Here is a 15,024-nt window from a genome sequence, read left to right as displayed (position 1 = left end):
TAATTAAAACGACAGCCCAACGCGGTAATACACCACGGCGCTATCCGGTTTTTATTAGAAAGATTCACAATGGAATAGCCCAGTTGGTAATATAGCTCAGCCTGATGTATTTATTGCTGTCGTTATAAACCAGCTGATTAATGTTATTAACATTAATACAACGGTTAATATAATTTTTATTTAACCTATTTTTATCTCTTTCACCCAGCAGCGAGCTATTGTGATAATGAATTTCCTTAGTGGAAAAGCAGTATCCGGCATTGCTTCCGCCAACTGGGCTCATCGTCGTTTGTAGCTGATTTAATTGCAATAATAAATCGTGCTGTTGCCGAGATGGCTCGACCACCTCGATCTGACGCTGCTGAATGTCATTTCGGTTTGCTAGATTAAGTGGCACAGAAAATACGGTATAAAAAAATAGCGCAGGCATGATAGCAATCAGCCTGAAAAAACAACGCATGTTTCATCCCTGATGATAATAGTTTTTTCGGCATAGTAGAACCGTTAATTACCAAGCTCAATATGTCAGGTAATATATAATTTTATGACAATAGATTTGCGTTAAGTTGAGATAAAATATCCCCTTAACCAATAATTTCAGGTTTATTACACCTCGTCGTACAATACTGCCTATTTCATGACCTCCTCTTATCGCCCCACCGTCTGGACACGCTTAGAAACAAGATATCAACAGCGAAACCATATTCTGTTCAGGCATAAAAAATCCGGAATCAGAAAACTGATTCCGGATTGTCTCTTATTGGTAGGAATGTTCAAATATGCTTAAACGTTAAACATTCTACTTACGCGGATCGCATTACGCTTCTTCAGCGTCTTCTTCATCCACAATGCGTTCTACACGCACCAGATCGATACGGTATTCGGAAACCTCAACGATATGGAAGCGCAGGTGGTGCAATTCGATGATCTCGCCGACTTTCGGGAACTCATCACTGTGCGCCAGCAACAGGCCAGCCAGTGAAGCGTAATCTTCCTTCGGGTCAACCAGGTCGCTGCTATCCACGACCTGCTGCAAAGCATGCAGGTCTGTTCCGCCTTTCACCAGCCAGCCTTCGCCGTCCGGAATGATATCCAGCGTTTCGTCTTCATCCGGGAACTCACCCGCAATCGCTTCCAGCACGTCCAGCGGCGTAACCAACCCTTGCACCACGCCAAACTCGTTGGTGATGATGACCAGGCTGCCTTTCGCACGACGCAGGACAGGCAACAGGTTAATCACATCCAGCGTTTCGGGCACGACGATCGGCGGGTTCGCTGCAGCGAAGCTTTCTACATCCGTCTGTGTTTCCAGCGCCACCAGCAGATCCTTGGCACGGACGATGCCGATCAGTTCATCCAGAGAACCGCGACATATTGGGAACAGGCTGTGAGGCGTGTCCAGCAATTGCATACGGATCTGTTCGACGGAACTTTCACTATCCACCCAGGAAATTTCAGTACGTGGCGTCATCACGCTGCGCAGTGAACGCGATGCTAATGTCAGCACGCCGCTGATCATATTGCGCTCTTCCTCAGCAAACTCTTCTGTCGTGAGCTTCTTCTGGGGTTCATCCGCATCCAGATCGTCCGTGTTTTTCCGTGAACCCATCAGGCGCAGAATGGCCTCTGCGGTACGCTCACGCAAAGGACGATGCGACTGGTGCTTCATAAAGTTATGACGGGCAATCTGGTTAAACAGTTCGATCAGAATAGAGAAACCAATCGCGGCGTACAGGTAGCCTTTCGGAATGTGGAAGCCAAGACCTTCCGCCATCAGGCTCAGACCAATCATCAGCAAGAAGCTGAGACACAGGACAACCACCGTTGGATGCTCGTTAACGAATCGGGTCAGTGGTTTAGAAGCAATCAGCATGACGCCCATCGCAATGATCACTGCCGTCATCATCACGCCCAGATGATCGACCATTCCCACCGCGGTAATCACGGCATCCAGAGAGAACACGGCATCCAGCACGACGATCTGTGCCACTACGGCCCAGAAACTCGCATGGGCGCGATTGCCATTGCCGTCGTGCGTTTTGTTCTCTAGCCGTTCATGTAGCTCCATCGTAGCTTTGAACAAGAGGAACACACCGCCGAACAGCAAAATCAGGTCACGACCCGAGAAGCTGAAATCACCAATGCTAAACAGTGGACGCGTCAGCGTGACCATCCAGGAAATCAAAGACAACAGGCCCAGACGCATTAACAACGCCAGGCTTAAACCGATAATGCGGGCTTTATCTCGCTGTTTGGGGGGTAATTTATCCGCCAAAATGGCGATAAACACCAAATTGTCGATACCCAGAACAATTTCAAGTACCACCAGCGTCAATAAGCCTGCCCAGATTGAAGGATCTAGCAAAAATTCCATGTCAGACTCCAGAAAATGAACGAGCAGATGACATCAATGCATGAGCCGCATTGAATGGTAATAAAAAGAGTTGATGTGAATCAGAGAGATTCTGAATGTGGTCTGAGTGACCAGCTGAGTACAGAAAACCGCCAGCATTAGCGGGGAAACAGAGAACGTTTTGTCGGTGACAGTCCATGGGAAGGGCTGATGCCCGGTGCTCCTAAGCAATTTAAGGGACGTTTACTCTAACAGGTTGTTACCAATTTTCACAAAGAATTTCGTCGTTCGGCTTCGCATTGATAACACGCTCAAATTTTCCGCTTTCGCCCCCTTTTAGCCGCCCGCTTAACTGGTCAGCATTAGAGCATCATCACACTATTTATTTTTTCGATAACTAAAATAAATCTGTCAGTCACGATTTCTCGCCTGACAACCTGGAGGAACACAGTGAATGTCATGAATCCACGGTAAATTTTTTTCTTACAGCCATACTAATACCGCGACGGTTAACGTTCAGTGGCTGAACGCTAACCCTGTTTCCTGACACATTGACTCTTTTTGATCGTGAACGTGAGGAGGTAGCAAGTGAGTATTGCAATCATGTTGTGCACTCACGGCGCCACTGCGGGACCGCTGTTAAAGACAGCAGAAATGATCCTTGGCGAGCAAAGCAATATCGCCTGGATCGATTTCGTTCCTGGAGAAAACGCCGAAACATTGATAGAAAAATATCAGGAAAAACTCACGCAGTTAGACACATCGCAAGGCGTGCTGTTTCTCGTTGATACCTGGGGCGGTAGCCCATTCAACGCGGCCAGTCGTCTTGTCACCAACAAGGAAAACCATGACGTTATCGCCGGCGTCAATATTCCCATGCTGGCGGAAACTTTTATGGCTCGGGATGATAATCCATCCTTTTCCGATTTGGTTTCTATCGCTCTGGAAGCCGGCAGGGATGGCGTAAAAGCGCTGAAGTATCAGGATACGCCAAAAGCCGCGCCCCCTTCTCCTCCACCGCCGCCAAAAGCCAAGGCCGTTCCCACACCAGCAGGCTCCGGTGAACACATGAAGATCGGATTGGCGCGTATTGATGACCGTCTGATTCATGGTCAGGTCGCCACCCGTTGGACGAAAGAAACCAATGTTTCGCGCATTATTGTCGTCAGCGATGAAGTCGCCGCCGATAACGTGCGTAAAACGTTGCTGACTCAGGTTGCGCCACCGGGCGTTACCGCTCACGTGGTGGATGTCGCAAAAGCCGTCCGTGTTTACGACAACCCCAAATATGCCGCCGACCGGGTGATGCTGTTGTTCACCAATCCGACGGATGTATTAACGCTGATCGAGAATGGCGTAAAAATCACCTCGGTTAATATTGGCGGGATGGCATTTAAACAGGGGAAAACGCAGGTCAATAATGCCGTGTCTATCGATGAGAAGGATATTGTTGCATTCCGAGAATTAGATAAACGCGGAATTGAATTGGAGGTTCGGAAAGTTTCAACCGATACCCGGCTAAAAATGATGGATTTAATTAACAAAATGCCGCGCTGATACCTATCGCAATGCGAATGTGATTAACGCGAACATCACCATCAATAATAGCTTTATAGACCTGACGATTTTCAAGATAGGTATTTATGTCGATATTGAAAAGCTTCATGCCGACATAGAAAACTTTACGTTGACATTGAAGGCGTTACGTTGACATTGAAAAACAACGGGGATGGCGATTTATTTTTACTCAGACACATTTTATAGGAGAAGTACGATGGAGATTACCACACTTCAAATTGTGCTGATATTTCTCGTCGCGTGTGTTTCGGGGATGGGTTCAATTCTTGATGAATTCCAATTCCACCGTCCACTCGTCGCCTGTACGCTGATTGGCGCAGTATTAGGTGATTTAAAAACCGGGATCATTATTGGCGGTACGCTGGAAATGATCGCGTTAGGCTGGATGAACATCGGTGCAGCGGTGGCACCAGATGCGGCTCTGGCCTCCATTATTTCAACCATTCTGGTTATCGCTGGTGGTCAGGGGATCGGCGCCGGGATTGCGCTGGCAATTCCGCTCGCTGCGGCCGGGCAAGTATTAACCATCATTGTTCGTACCATCACGGTCGCGTTTCAGCATGCGGCAGATAGCGCAGCAGAGCGAGGTAACCTGACGGCCATCAGTTGGATTCACGTCTCCGCCCTGCTGCTACAGGCCATGCGTATCGCGATCCCTGCGGTCATCGTCGCAATTTCTGTCGGTACCGATACCGTTCACGCCATGCTGAACTCCATCCCGGAAGTGGTCACCAACGGTCTGAATATCGCCGGTGGCATGATTGTCGTCGTAGGTTACGCGATGGTCATTAACATGATGCGTGCAGGCTATTTGATGCCGTTCTTCTATCTTGGCTTCGTGACCGCCGCGTTCACCGAGTTCAATCTGGTGGCACTGGGCGTAATCGGTATTGTGATGGCGGTGCTGTATATCCAGCTCAGCCCTAAATATAACAAGGTTCAAGGCCAGCCGGTTTCATCAGGCAATAACGACCTTGATAACGAACTGGATTAACAGGAGTGAGCAAAATGGTCGAAAACACGAATGTCAAAAAACTCACTGACAGCGACATCCGCGCGGTGTTTATCCGTTCCAACCTGTTTCAAGGCTCCTGGAACTTTGAACGTATGCAGGCACTCGGCTTCTGTTTTTCCATGGTGCCAGTGATTCGTCGTCTTTATCCTGAAAATTCAGAGGAGCGCAAACAGGCGATCAAGCGTCATCTGGAGTTCTTCAACACACAGCCGTTTGTTGCTGCCCCGGTACTTGGCGTAACGATGGCAATGGAAGAACAACGCGCTAACGGCGCCCCCATTGACGATGCGGCGATAAACGGCCTGAAAGTCGGACTAATGGGGCCACTGGCTGGCGTCGGCGACCCAATATTCTGGGGCACTGCCCGTCCGGTATTCGCCGCACTTGGTGCGGGGATTGCTATGAGCGGCAGCCTGTTAGGACCAGTCCTCTTCTTCGTTCTGTTTAACCTGGTTCGCCTGCTGGTACGCTACTACGGCGTCGCCTACGGCTACCGTAAAGGGATCGATATCGTCAGCGATATGGGCGGCGGTTTCCTGCAAAAAATGACCGAAGCAGCTTCTATTCTTGGCCTGTTTGTCATGGGGGCATTGGTCAATAAATGGACTCACGTCAACATTCCGATGGTGGTGTCGACGGTGACGAACCAGAACGGGGAAACCACGGTGACCACCGTTCAATCCATCCTTGACCAGCTTATGCCGGGACTCGTTCCCCTACTGCTGACGTTCGGCTGTATGTGGCTGTTACGGCGCAAGGTAAACGCGCTGTGGCTGATAATGGGCTTCTTCGCCATTGGTATCTTCGGATACTGGATCGGCCTGCTCGGCGTGTAATCGTCAATGGCCGGGTGCTAATACGCCCGGCCATTTTTTATGACAAATATGGATGCTTAACGAGCAAAGGTAATACGGATGACAATGACAGATATCACGCTGGTCGTGTTGATTGCGTTAGCACTGGTTTATGCCATCTATGATGAGTTCATCATGGATAAACTCAAAGGGGAAACCCAGCTCCTCGTCCCTCTGAAACGGACGAATCGGCTCGATACGCTGATTTTTATCGGCTTAATGGGGATCCTTATTTATCAGAATGTGATGAGTAATGGCGCTATTCTTACCACCTATCTTTTGATTTCTCTGGCCTTCATGGCGTGTTATCTGGCCTATATTCGTCGTCCTAAACTGGTTTTTAAATCAACCGGCTTCTTTTATGCGAATATATTCATTCCTTATAACAGAATTAAAAATATGAATTTATCTGAGGATGGCGTATTAGTGATCGATCTTGAGAAACGGCGTTTATTGATACAGGTTACCCAGCTTGATGATTTAGAAAAAATATATAAATTTATGATTGAGAATCAATGAGGTAAACTTATCAGGCGAATTATTTTAAATAACCGCGAATATACACCTCATTTTCTGGTGGTATTTTAACCCCAATAACCTTGGCGTTATTTTATACGATTAGTCGATTCCGGCAATCAAATGAAAATAATTATCAATTGCATTATTAACACGTAAAACTTTTAGTGTTGTTTATCGCATAAATAATATGGTAAGGTTGCGCCGTCATTGGGGAGTAGCCGATTTCTGATTAATTAATATTCACAATAATTCATCAGAAATGCTCGTATCAACATACTCGTTTATCTTCGGTTATCGAGGCATAAACGTGGTGCGGGCGGCCAAGCGTGATTGGCAGGCGAGACCATAGACACGTAAGATCGTCATTCGGGTTGGGGATGATCTGCGTGTATATGGTTAATCGTCCAGCCGAGGCTATTTACAATGAATATGTCAGCAACACTTATCCTAGCATTTGGTATGTCAATGGATGCCTTCGCCGCGTCAATCGGTAAAGGTGCCGTCCTGCATAATCCTCGTTTCCGCGATGCCATCCGTACCGGGCTCATTTTTGGCGTTATTGAGGCTATCACCCCGCTGATCGGTTGGGCACTTGGTTTCTTTGCCAGCCAATACATTCTCGAGTGGGATCACTGGGTTGCGTTTACGCTGCTATTGATTCTTGGCGGCCGTATGGTCGTTGAGGGGCTCAAAGGTTCTTCAGACTGCCGCTGCGAAAAAGTCAAAAATCATAGTCTGGCGCTGCTAATCTGCACCGCTGTCGCCACCAGCCTGGATGCCATGGCAATCGGCGTCGGTCTGGCTTTCCTTCAGGTGAATATTTTCCATACCGCAATGGTGATTGGCTGTGCCACCATGATTATGGTGACTCTCGGTATGATGATTGGCCGCTACATCGGCCCGATTCTCGGCAAAAAAGCGGAAGTGATTGGCGGGTTGGTTCTGATTGGTATCGGCTGTAATATCCTGTACGAGCACCTCGGCTACGCCGCCTGATATCGCCGTCATAGTTCACGTTGCATGACAAAACGCGAATTATTTAGGGTATAAAACACTTTTCACATCAACGGGCAGCCCGACTATCGCGCTGCCCGTTTGTATTCTTCTCGATTAAGCGACGACGTCGCTATCAACACGCTGGTGCAAGCGGATAATAAAATCCGTTTCACAGCTAAATGCGGCGGCCGCACGCAATCGCTCGCTAACGTCTGGCGTTGCTCGCCAGGCAAAGGGCGTCATCTGCAATAGCGCCGCAGCCTCGTTCCCGGATAGCTGCATCGGGTATGCAAGCGTTTGCTGCTCCATAAGCTGAAAGCCGACGAGCGCTTCATCTTTGCTCGGGTGCAATAACACCTCATCGTAGACTTCCGCTTTCAGTTGATAAAGATGTCGAGGCCCCGGAGACACCGTTACCACCCAACCTCCAACCTTAATGGTGCGCTGTAGCTCCGCGTCGTTACACGGCGCGTAAATTTTTACCACAGCATCAAGGGATTCGTCGCGAAAAGGCAGTCTCTGGCTGGATGCAACGCAAAACTCAACGTTTTCATACCGTTTTGCCGCACGCTGAATCGCCGCTTTGGACACATCCAGTCCGTAGATCGTCATCGTTCTGTGCGATGTAAGACGCTGCGCCAGCTCCGCGGTGTAATACCCCTCACCACAGCCGATATCCAACAGCGCAGCAGCGTCATCTGCCACAATAGCATCAACGTGTTGCGCCACGGCGTCGCGTAACGGTTGATAGTGACCGGCTTCCAGAAAACTGCGCCGTGCCTGCATCATTTCAGCACTGTCCCCAGGCTGTTTTGAACGCTTAAACTGTACCGGCAACAGGTTGACGTACCCTTCTTTCGCACAGTCAAAGCTATGTTTACCACACGTCCATTGCCGCGGGTGTCGCTCCAGAGGTAACTGGCATAGCGGACACTGATAACTCATCGGCACATTTTCCTCATTAAAAACGTCTTTATTACGTTACGGGTAAAGATAAAACGCAGACAACAAAAAACCCGCACCATGGCGGGTTTTGCAACAGAGCTGTAAAATTACAGCGCAGTGACGTTTACTGCGGAAGGACCTTTCTGGCCATCCTGAATTTCGAATTCTACGTTCTGGCCTTCAGCCAGAGTTTTGAAGCCGTTGCCTTGAATTGCAGAGAAGTGTACGAATACATCTTTGCTGCCGTCAGCAGGAGTGATGAAACCAAAGCCTTTAGACTCGTTGAACCACTTAACCTGACCTTTAATCTTTGCCATTTCAAATATTTCCTTTAATTGTTTAAACCGCCCAAAAGGCGTTATACAGACAAACCAAAGTCGTTACTGCTTGAGGCACTAAGATAAGGATCGGCAGAGAAGCAGCATGCAACGCTAAAGGTTGTACTTAAGTCTTCTTTACTGAAAATGCCATTCATATACAGAACTGTACCTCGTTTTACCCAGAAGCGTTATTACACACTATGTAATCGATGGCAAGGCCTTTTTTATCAGTCGTGGACATGCCGCACAAATTCACGTCATCCCTGATTCATTAATACACGATAACGTTCGCTAACGCCTATATTCACAGGCTGCTTCTGACTCCGCACAATAAGCGCACGGCAGATTCTATTATGCAAAAAAATACGCGACAGCCGTCGCATTTCTGGCACAGGCGCACCAGCAATCATAACAAAAAGCTATAATTGGTGTGCGACGATGAAGGGATATTGAACATTAACGACAAGCGTGCCCGAGAGCGGCCACGCTTATATCAATGTTTAAAATCGATTGTCATTTTTATGCTATGTATATCTTTCGCATTAATACATTACATAATAGAAATTATTTATAACCTAACCTTTCGTTACGTCAGGAATTAACTTGTTTGAACCAACAACACTAATAATGCCATCAAAAAAGTCAATAAGACCAAACTTGCCAGCTTCCAACGTCGTTCTGATTTTGTGCTCATATCGCTTACAATCCTTTCGTATAAACTAGAGACATCTCTCACAATCTTTATGGTTTATCGGCAGCCATTGTTATTTTCTTAAGGCTACATCAGATTTCTCTCTTTTTTTGGCGTAAATTTCGCCATGTGTATAGCTATGTATAGCTGCGCGACAGTTCACTGCCGTTACCGTTAGACTTTCGTTGTAACCTTAAGTACGATTCATTAAATTAAAGCAACATTTCTGTTACTAAAGGAGCATGATGCGTTCCTTACCTGCGCAAGCGCGTGCTACGAGCCTGCGAACAGTGATTTCTTGTGTCATGAGACACCCTCTAATATTGACTCCCCGCCCTTCTCTGCCTCTTGACTTAAATGATATTGATAATTATTCTCAAGTAACACTTTCACGGTTTGTAAGGATATCCGCATGATTGGTTTTCACTCCCGTTTACCTGCCCTGTTCCGCCGCATCGCGCTGCCGTGCGCCTTACTGCTTTTAGCCAATGCATCCGCTCAGGCGGCTGAAAAGCTTAAAGTCATCACCACCTTTACCATCATTCAGGATATCGCACAGAATATTGCTGGCGATGCCGCAACGGTCGAGTCCATCACCAAGCCCGGTGCAGAAATTCATGATTATCAACCGACACCGCGCGATATTGTTAAAACGCAGTCTGCGCAGTTGGTACTGTGGAATGGGATGAATCTTGAGCGCTGGTTTACACGCTTTTTCGAAAACGTAAAAAATGTGCCCGCCGTTGTGGTAACGGAAGGCATCACGCCACTTCCTATCCGCGAAGGTGCCTATAATGGCAACCCAAACCCACATGCCTGGATGTCACCCTCCAATGCATTAATCTATATTGAAAATATCCGTAAAGGCCTGGTGCAAGCCGATCCCGCCAATGCAGAGACGTATAACCGTAACGCCAAAGCCTATGCGGAAAAAATTAAGGCTCTCGACGCCCCGCTGCGTGAACGTCTCTCCCGTATCCCAGAGCAGCAGCGCTGGTTAGTCACCAGTGAAGGCGCATTCAGCTATCTGGCAAAGGACTATCAGTTCAATGAAGTCTATCTCTGGCCAATCAATGCCGATGAGCAAGGGTCGCCGCAGCAGGTACGTCGAGTTATCGATACCGTGCGTGAGAAGGCTATCCCCGTGGTCTTCAGCGAAAGCACCGTTTCCGATAAACCGGCAAAACAGGTGAGTAAAGAAACGGGGGCGAAATACGGCGGCGTGCTGTATGTTGATTCGCTGTCCACAGAAAAAGGCCCTGTGCCAACCTATATCGACCTGTTAAAAGTGACGGTGGAAACCATCGCGAAAGGATTTAATCAATGAGTAGCGATCGAGCAGTACAGTCATTAGAAGTCAATGATGTTTCGGTTACTTATAGCAACGGGCATCAGGCTATTCGCCATGCCTCGTTTTCCCTGACCGGCGGTACAATTTGCGCCTTGGTTGGCGTAAACGGCAGTGGAAAATCAACGTTGTTCAAAAGCATCATGGGGTTGGTCAAGCCAACTTCAGGGCAGGTACTGCTCAACCAGCAACCCATTTATCAGGCGCTGAAACAGAATCTGGTTGCTTATGTTCCACAAACAGAGGATGTGGACTGGAATTTTCCCGTTCTGGTTTCCGATGTCGTCATGATGGGGCGCTACGGACGGATGAATTTCCTGCGCATCCCGAGTAAGCAAGATCGCACCATTGTGGCGGAATCGCTGGAGCGCGTCGGGCTATCGACGCTGCAACATCGCCAGATCGGCGAGCTATCCGGCGGTCAGAAAAAACGCGTGTTTCTGGCGCGGGCGCTGGCTCAACAAGGTAGCGTGTTGTTACTGGATGAGCCGTTCACCGGCGTCGACGTTAAAACGGAGAACGCCATTATCGATCTGCTGCGCACCTTGCGTGATGAAGGCCATTTGATTCTGGTCGCGACCCATAACCTCGGCAGCGTTCCTGAGTTTTGCGACAACGTTATTTTAGTCAATCGCACCGTTTTAGCCGCAGGTCCCACGCACAGCACCTTTACCCAGAGCAATTTGGAGAAAACGTTCGGTGGCGTTCTGCGACACATCAATCTCGGAGGATCTCATCTTCACGATGATGACGATGTTCGTTCGGTGACGGTGCTGACAGACGATGAACGTCCGGCCGTGTTCTATGGTTCAACCAAGAGCGATCCTCCTGCGTCACGCGCCATACCGGAGGAGAAAAAGCCCTGATGATCGATATTCTGTTGCAGCCATTCAGCTATAACTACATGGTCAAAGCGATCTGGGTCAGCGCGATTGTCGGCGGCGTATGCGCTTTTCTTTCGGCGTACCTGATGCTGAAAGGCTGGTCGCTGATGGGCGATGCGCTCTCCCACTCTGTCGTCCCCGGTGTCGCGGGTGCCTATGCATTGGGACTGCCCTACGCTGCTGGTGCATTTTTTACTGGTATGCTCGCCGCGCTGGCGATGACCCTCATCCGTCACATTACCCGATTGCGCGAAGATGCGATTATCGGCTTTATTTTCTCAACGTTTTTCGCGGTCGGCCTGCTGATTATTTCGCTCAACCCGACATCGGTTAACGTGCAGTCCATCATTTTCGGCAATATTTTGGGCATTGCCGACGAGGATATCCTGCAAGTTGAAATCATCATCGGCGTGACGTTCCTGATTCTCTGCCTGCTGTGGAAAGATCTGCTGGCCGTGTTCTTTGATGAGAACCATGCCCGTTCGATTGGCCTTTCCCCGCTGAAGCTGAAAATTCTGTTCTTTACGCTGCTGAGTGCCTGTACGGTTGCAGCGTTGCAAACGGTCGGGGCGATTTTGGTGATCGCGATGGTGATTACACCGGGTGCCACCGCTTATTTGCTCACCGACCGGTTTGGTCGTCTGGTTGTGATTTCTATTGCACTGGGCGCAATTACCAGTGCTGTAGGCGCGTATCTGAGCTTTTTCCTGGATGGCGCAACCGGCGGCGTGATTGTCACATTGCAAACCGTCGTCTTCCTGTTGGCGTTTGTCTTTGCACCCAAGCATGGGTTGCTGGCATCGCGCCGCCTGCGGTTACGCGATCAATCAGGAGATGCGTTATGACGCTAATGAGCTGGTTACTCGATCCCCTGTCCTATCCATTCATGCAGCGTGCGCTACTCGCCGCTGTCGTCACCGGTACGGTCTGCGCGGTCCTGTCGTGCTATCTGGTGCTGAAAGGCTGGTCGCTAATGGGTGATGCCATTTCCCATGCCGTGTTGCCCGGTATCGTTGTCGCGTTTTTATTGGGGATTCCGCTGGTCATCGGGGCTTTCGTTTCCGGTATTTTTTGTGCGGTAGCAACGGGATACGTGAAAGAGCACAGCCGGGTCAAAGAAGATACGGTAATGGGGATCATCTTTTCCGGTATGTTTGCGCTGGGGCTCGTCATGTTTGCACGCATCGATACCGATCAGCACCTGAACCACATTCTGTTTGGTAACGTGCTGGGCATCACCCAGCAAGAGCTGACGCAAATCTTACTGATTGCCGGGGTAACGTTAGCCATCATGTTGTTAAAACGGCGAGATTTCATGCTGTACTGCTTCGATCCCAACCATGCCCGCGTCATTGGTCTGCCCGTTAAGTTGCTGCACTACGGATTGCTGAGCCTGCTGGCAATGACCATCGTCGCGTCACTACAGGCCGTCGGCGTTATTCTGGTGATTGCGATGCTGATTGCGCCGGGCATCATTGCCTTCATGGTCTGTAAGCGCTTTGAACATATGGTGCTCGTCGCTACGCTGGTTTCTGTCATTTCCTGTATTGCTGGCACCTTGATCAGTTTCTATATCGATGGCGCGACTGGCCCTTGTATCGTTATTGTTCAGGCCCTGTTCTTTACGCTGGCGCTGACGTACCACCAGCTTAAACTACGTCGTCAGGCGGCATCTCAGGTTGCCAGCGACGCGCTGTAATCCCCACACGCCACAGGTCTCTTAGCATGACGTAACCGGAAAGCCACCGCCGGTTACGTCACTTATGCCTATTCCACGTCTTCATCCTGCGGATTGAGCGTCATCCTAACTCCGTTATTTTTAATTCCGGCTATACTTGTTTCTCGCTATCACCGTCTATCGGTTATCACTGTGCTGTAGATTCCATTTTTATTGCGCTCAATGGGTTACCGTAAGCGAATCACCCCAGTGAATAGCAGGGTATCGGGCAACATCAACGGGAGGATGACCTTATGTGGCAAGCTATCAGCCGACTTTTGGAAGAGCATCACGGTACTGCGGATATTCAGGAACATCGCGAATTGTCCGGCGGTGAAATACATCCAGCCTGGTATGTCCGTTACGGCGAGCATGACGTCTTCGTGAAATGCGATAGTCGTGAAATGCTGGCCAAATTCACTGCTGAAGCCGATCAACTTCACCTGCTGAGCCGTAGCAATACCGTACGAGTGCCAGCCGTCTACGGTGTCGGTAGTTCACGCGATCACAGCTTCCTGCTTCTGCAATTCCTGCCCGTTAAACCGTTGGATGCCCACAGTGCCTGGTGTCTGGGCGAACAGTTAGCTCGTCTGCACCAGTGGAGCGATCAGCCGCAGTTTGGGCTGGATTTCGACAATGATCTCTCAACAACGCCTCAGCCAAACAGTTGGCAGCGGCGCTGGGCGACCTTTTTTGCCGAACAGCGTATTGGGTGGCAGTTACAGTTGGCAGCGGAAAAAGGGATGCACTTTGGTCACATTGAAACGCTGATCGCACGCGTTGAGGAACGTTTGGCGGGGCATCAGCCTCAGCCATCGCTCTTGCACGGTGACCTGTGGCCAGATAACTGTGCGAATAGTCAGGATGGCGCTTATCTGTTCGATCCGGCCTGCTATTGGGGAGACAGAGAATGCGACTTAGCGATGCTGCCACGTTATCCGGCCCTGCCCGCACAGATTTATGATGGCTACCAGAGCGTGTGGCCGCTGGATAAAGGCTTTATCGATCGTCAGCCTATTTACCAGATTTATTATCTGCTTAACCGCGCCAATCTTTTCGGCGGTAAACACATCGTTGAGGCGCAGCAGCTCATTGAGCGGCAGCTTTTAATTTAGTGAAAGGCCGTTGTTCTACGAGAAGAAGTTTGAGCTAAGGTGAGAAGGATACCGTGTCTGGCGCAGCGATTGCGCCAGACCGTCACTCAAACTGGTAGCCCTAACAAGCGCAGCACCAGATAACCTACACCAGCAATAATCACCGGCAGAATATAAAGCGGAAAGAATTGCACAAAAATCGTGTGTCCAGGCACAATGACACGAGACTCCAGCGTCTCACGCGTGTTCCCGCCATCCCCTTTCATCTTCTCCAGGATCAGTTGATCTTCAATGCCTTCCTTTATTGCCTTCGCCTGACGAGACATCCGGGCGCCCGAAACCTGCAATGCCAGGCCAATAAAAATCAGGATGTAGATCAGCCAAAACATCAGCGTCGCGGCACTGAAAAAGCGCGTAAAATCCGGCACCGGCGAGTTGAACCAAAAAATGTTCAGGAAAGGCGTGTTAAAACGCACCATGTCGACCATCAAATGCAGGAAATCCAGGAGAACAGCATCAATACCCTGTTTCTTCTGGGTGTACGCGTAGAGATAGTTAGCCAGCGAGACGAAAGTTGAAAGCAGCGCGGGAATAAAAAGGATCCATCCGGCAATGCGTTTAACGACGGCAATACGGCCAGCCTGTTGATACGTCATGAGAACCCCTTCTTAGCGACGCAACATCGGTAATATATCGTTTTAGTACGACGG

16 protein-coding genes and 1 riboswitch are annotated in these 15,024 nt (G+C 49.3%); of the genes, 10 read left to right on the top strand and 6 right to left on the bottom strand.

What is annotated here, in order from left to right; genetic code table 11:
- Nucleotides 1-64 precede the first annotated feature (64 nt).
- Together R9X49_RS06230 and R9X49_RS06225 are read right to left on the bottom strand one after the other, a co-directional pair.
- Nucleotides 65-460 (bottom strand): POTRA domain-containing protein, encoded by a 396-nt coding sequence (locus R9X49_RS06230; protein WP_319847604.1) that lies wholly within the window; start codon nt 458-460, stop codon nt 65-67.
- Nucleotides 461-817: 357 nt separating this feature from the next.
- Nucleotides 818-2,374: a TerC family protein gene (locus R9X49_RS06225; protein ID WP_319847603.1), complete on the bottom strand. Its 1,557-nt coding sequence runs from the start codon at nt 2,372-2,374 to the stop codon at nt 818-820.
- Between the two features lie 567 nt (nt 2,375-2,941).
- On the opposite strand from R9X49_RS06225, the gene manX reads away from it, so the two are divergent.
- The 5 genes from manX to mntP all read left to right on the top strand — a co-directional run bounded on the left by manX (nt 2,942) and on the right by mntP (nt 7,315).
- Nucleotides 2,942-3,910, top strand: a complete 969-nt coding sequence (manX, locus tag R9X49_RS06220) for a PTS mannose transporter subunit IIAB (protein ID WP_319847602.1) — start codon at nt 2,942-2,944, stop codon at nt 3,908-3,910.
- Between the two features lie 217 nt (nt 3,911-4,127).
- Nucleotides 4,128-4,925 carry a PTS mannose/fructose/sorbose transporter subunit IIC gene (locus R9X49_RS06215; RefSeq protein WP_319847601.1) on the top strand — a complete coding sequence of 266 codons (798 nt, stop codon included), beginning with the start codon at nt 4,128-4,130 and terminating at the stop codon, nt 4,923-4,925.
- A gap of 14 nt (nt 4,926-4,939) precedes the next feature.
- The gene (locus R9X49_RS06210; RefSeq protein ID WP_014699846.1) at nt 4,940-5,782 is read left to right on the top strand and encodes a PTS mannose transporter subunit IID; all 843 of its coding nucleotides are present in this window, start codon (nt 4,940-4,942) and stop codon (nt 5,780-5,782) included.
- Nucleotides 5,783-5,860: 78 nt separating this feature from the next.
- Complete coding sequence (locus R9X49_RS06205) at nt 5,861-6,319, top strand: DUF986 family protein (protein ID WP_319847600.1); 459 nt, start codon at nt 5,861-5,863, stop codon at nt 6,317-6,319.
- A gap of 197 nt (nt 6,320-6,516) precedes the next feature.
- A riboswitch (yybP-ykoY riboswitch) is annotated at nt 6,517-6,717 on the top strand.
- A gap of 25 nt (nt 6,718-6,742) precedes the next feature.
- Nucleotides 6,743-7,315: a manganese efflux pump MntP gene (gene mntP, locus R9X49_RS06200; RefSeq protein WP_110162947.1), complete on the top strand. Its 573-nt coding sequence runs from the start codon at nt 6,743-6,745 to the stop codon at nt 7,313-7,315.
- 114 nt (nt 7,316-7,429) lie between these two features.
- Here the strand turns inward: mntP and rlmA are convergent, their stop codons facing one another.
- From rlmA to R9X49_RS06185, 3 genes are all read right to left on the bottom strand, one after another.
- On the bottom strand, nt 7,430-8,260 hold the full coding sequence (gene rlmA / locus R9X49_RS06195; RefSeq protein ID WP_319847599.1) for a 23S rRNA (guanine(745)-N(1))-methyltransferase: 831 nt from the start codon (nt 8,258-8,260) through the stop codon (nt 7,430-7,432).
- 107 nt (nt 8,261-8,367) lie between these two features.
- Nucleotides 8,368-8,577, bottom strand: coding sequence for a transcription antiterminator/RNA stability regulator CspE (gene cspE / locus R9X49_RS06190; protein WP_005968829.1), 210 nt, complete (start codon nt 8,575-8,577; stop codon nt 8,368-8,370).
- A gap of 41 nt (nt 8,578-8,618) precedes the next feature.
- Nucleotides 8,619-8,735 (bottom strand): DUF2627 domain-containing protein, encoded by a 117-nt coding sequence (locus R9X49_RS06185; protein ID WP_085996916.1) that lies wholly within the window; start codon nt 8,733-8,735, stop codon nt 8,619-8,621.
- A 948-nt stretch (nt 8,736-9,683) separates the two neighbouring features.
- Here R9X49_RS06185 and R9X49_RS06180 point away from each other — a divergent pair.
- The 5 genes from R9X49_RS06180 (at nt 9,684) to R9X49_RS06160 (ending at nt 14,335) form a co-directional block, all read left to right on the top strand.
- Entirely contained in the window at nt 9,684-10,598 is a 915-nt protein-coding gene (locus R9X49_RS06180; RefSeq protein WP_319847598.1) for a metal ABC transporter substrate-binding protein, read from the top strand.
- Entirely contained in the window at nt 10,595-11,485 is an 891-nt protein-coding gene (locus R9X49_RS06175; RefSeq protein ID WP_039556847.1) for a manganese/iron ABC transporter ATP-binding protein, read from the top strand. The genes R9X49_RS06180 and R9X49_RS06175 overlap by 4 nt, the downstream gene beginning before the upstream one ends.
- Entirely contained in the window at nt 11,485-12,348 is an 864-nt protein-coding gene (locus R9X49_RS06170) for a metal ABC transporter permease (RefSeq protein WP_180776874.1), read from the top strand. The genes R9X49_RS06175 and R9X49_RS06170 overlap by 1 nt, the downstream gene beginning before the upstream one ends.
- The gene (locus tag R9X49_RS06165) at nt 12,345-13,202 is read left to right on the top strand and encodes a metal ABC transporter permease (RefSeq protein ID WP_319847597.1); all 858 of its coding nucleotides are present in this window, start codon (nt 12,345-12,347) and stop codon (nt 13,200-13,202) included. Before R9X49_RS06170 ends, R9X49_RS06165 begins: the two co-directional genes overlap by 4 nt.
- 272 nt (nt 13,203-13,474) lie before the next feature.
- Complete coding sequence (locus R9X49_RS06160) at nt 13,475-14,335, top strand: fructosamine kinase family protein (RefSeq protein WP_319847596.1); 861 nt, start codon at nt 13,475-13,477, stop codon at nt 14,333-14,335.
- An 86-nt stretch (nt 14,336-14,421) separates the two neighbouring features.
- Here R9X49_RS06160 and R9X49_RS06155 read toward each other — a convergent pair whose 3' ends face one another.
- A complete protein-coding gene (locus R9X49_RS06155; protein ID WP_319847595.1) occupies nt 14,422-14,970 on the bottom strand; it encodes a YniB family protein in 549 nt (182 codons plus the stop codon).
- Nucleotides 14,971-15,024 lie beyond the last annotated feature (54 nt).

The sequence above is a fragment of the Pectobacterium carotovorum genome, assembly GCF_033898505.1.
Taxonomy (GTDB): Bacteria; Pseudomonadota; Gammaproteobacteria; order Enterobacterales; family Enterobacteriaceae; genus Pectobacterium; species Pectobacterium carotovorum_J.
The sequence above is the reverse complement of the archived record's forward strand: the minus strand, read 5'-3'. Positions and strand labels throughout refer to the sequence as shown.

Excerpts from the sequence above, each read along its gene's own strand:
- R9X49_RS06230 (WP_319847604.1), bottom strand. The coding sequence starts at position 460 with ATGCGTTGTTTTTTCAGGCTGATTGCTATCATGCCTGCGCTATTTTTT.
- R9X49_RS06225 (WP_319847603.1), bottom strand. The coding sequence starts at position 2,374 with ATGGAATTTTTGCTAGATCCTTCAATCTGGGCAGGCTTATTGACGCTG.
- R9X49_RS06215 (WP_319847601.1), top strand. The coding sequence starts at position 4,128 with ATGGAGATTACCACACTTCAAATTGTGCTGATATTTCTCGTCGCGTGT.
- R9X49_RS06210 (WP_014699846.1), top strand. The coding sequence starts at position 4,940 with ATGGTCGAAAACACGAATGTCAAAAAACTCACTGACAGCGACATCCGC.
- R9X49_RS06205 (WP_319847600.1), top strand. The coding sequence starts at position 5,861 with ATGACAATGACAGATATCACGCTGGTCGTGTTGATTGCGTTAGCACTG.
- mntP (WP_110162947.1), top strand. The coding sequence starts at position 6,743 with ATGAATATGTCAGCAACACTTATCCTAGCATTTGGTATGTCAATGGAT.
- rlmA (WP_319847599.1), bottom strand. The coding sequence starts at position 8,260 with ATGAGTTATCAGTGTCCGCTATGCCAGTTACCTCTGGAGCGACACCCG.
- cspE (WP_005968829.1), bottom strand. The coding sequence starts at position 8,577 with ATGGCAAAGATTAAAGGTCAGGTTAAGTGGTTCAACGAGTCTAAAGGC.
- R9X49_RS06185 (WP_085996916.1), bottom strand. The coding sequence starts at position 8,735 with ATGAATGGCATTTTCAGTAAAGAAGACTTAAGTACAACCTTTAGCGTT.
- R9X49_RS06180 (WP_319847598.1), top strand. The coding sequence starts at position 9,684 with ATGATTGGTTTTCACTCCCGTTTACCTGCCCTGTTCCGCCGCATCGCG.
- R9X49_RS06175 (WP_039556847.1), top strand. The coding sequence starts at position 10,595 with ATGAGTAGCGATCGAGCAGTACAGTCATTAGAAGTCAATGATGTTTCG.
- R9X49_RS06170 (WP_180776874.1), top strand. The coding sequence starts at position 11,485 with ATGATCGATATTCTGTTGCAGCCATTCAGCTATAACTACATGGTCAAA.
- R9X49_RS06165 (WP_319847597.1), top strand. The coding sequence starts at position 12,345 with ATGACGCTAATGAGCTGGTTACTCGATCCCCTGTCCTATCCATTCATG.
- R9X49_RS06160 (WP_319847596.1), top strand. The coding sequence starts at position 13,475 with ATGTGGCAAGCTATCAGCCGACTTTTGGAAGAGCATCACGGTACTGCG.
- R9X49_RS06155 (WP_319847595.1), bottom strand. The coding sequence starts at position 14,970 with ATGACGTATCAACAGGCTGGCCGTATTGCCGTCGTTAAACGCATTGCC.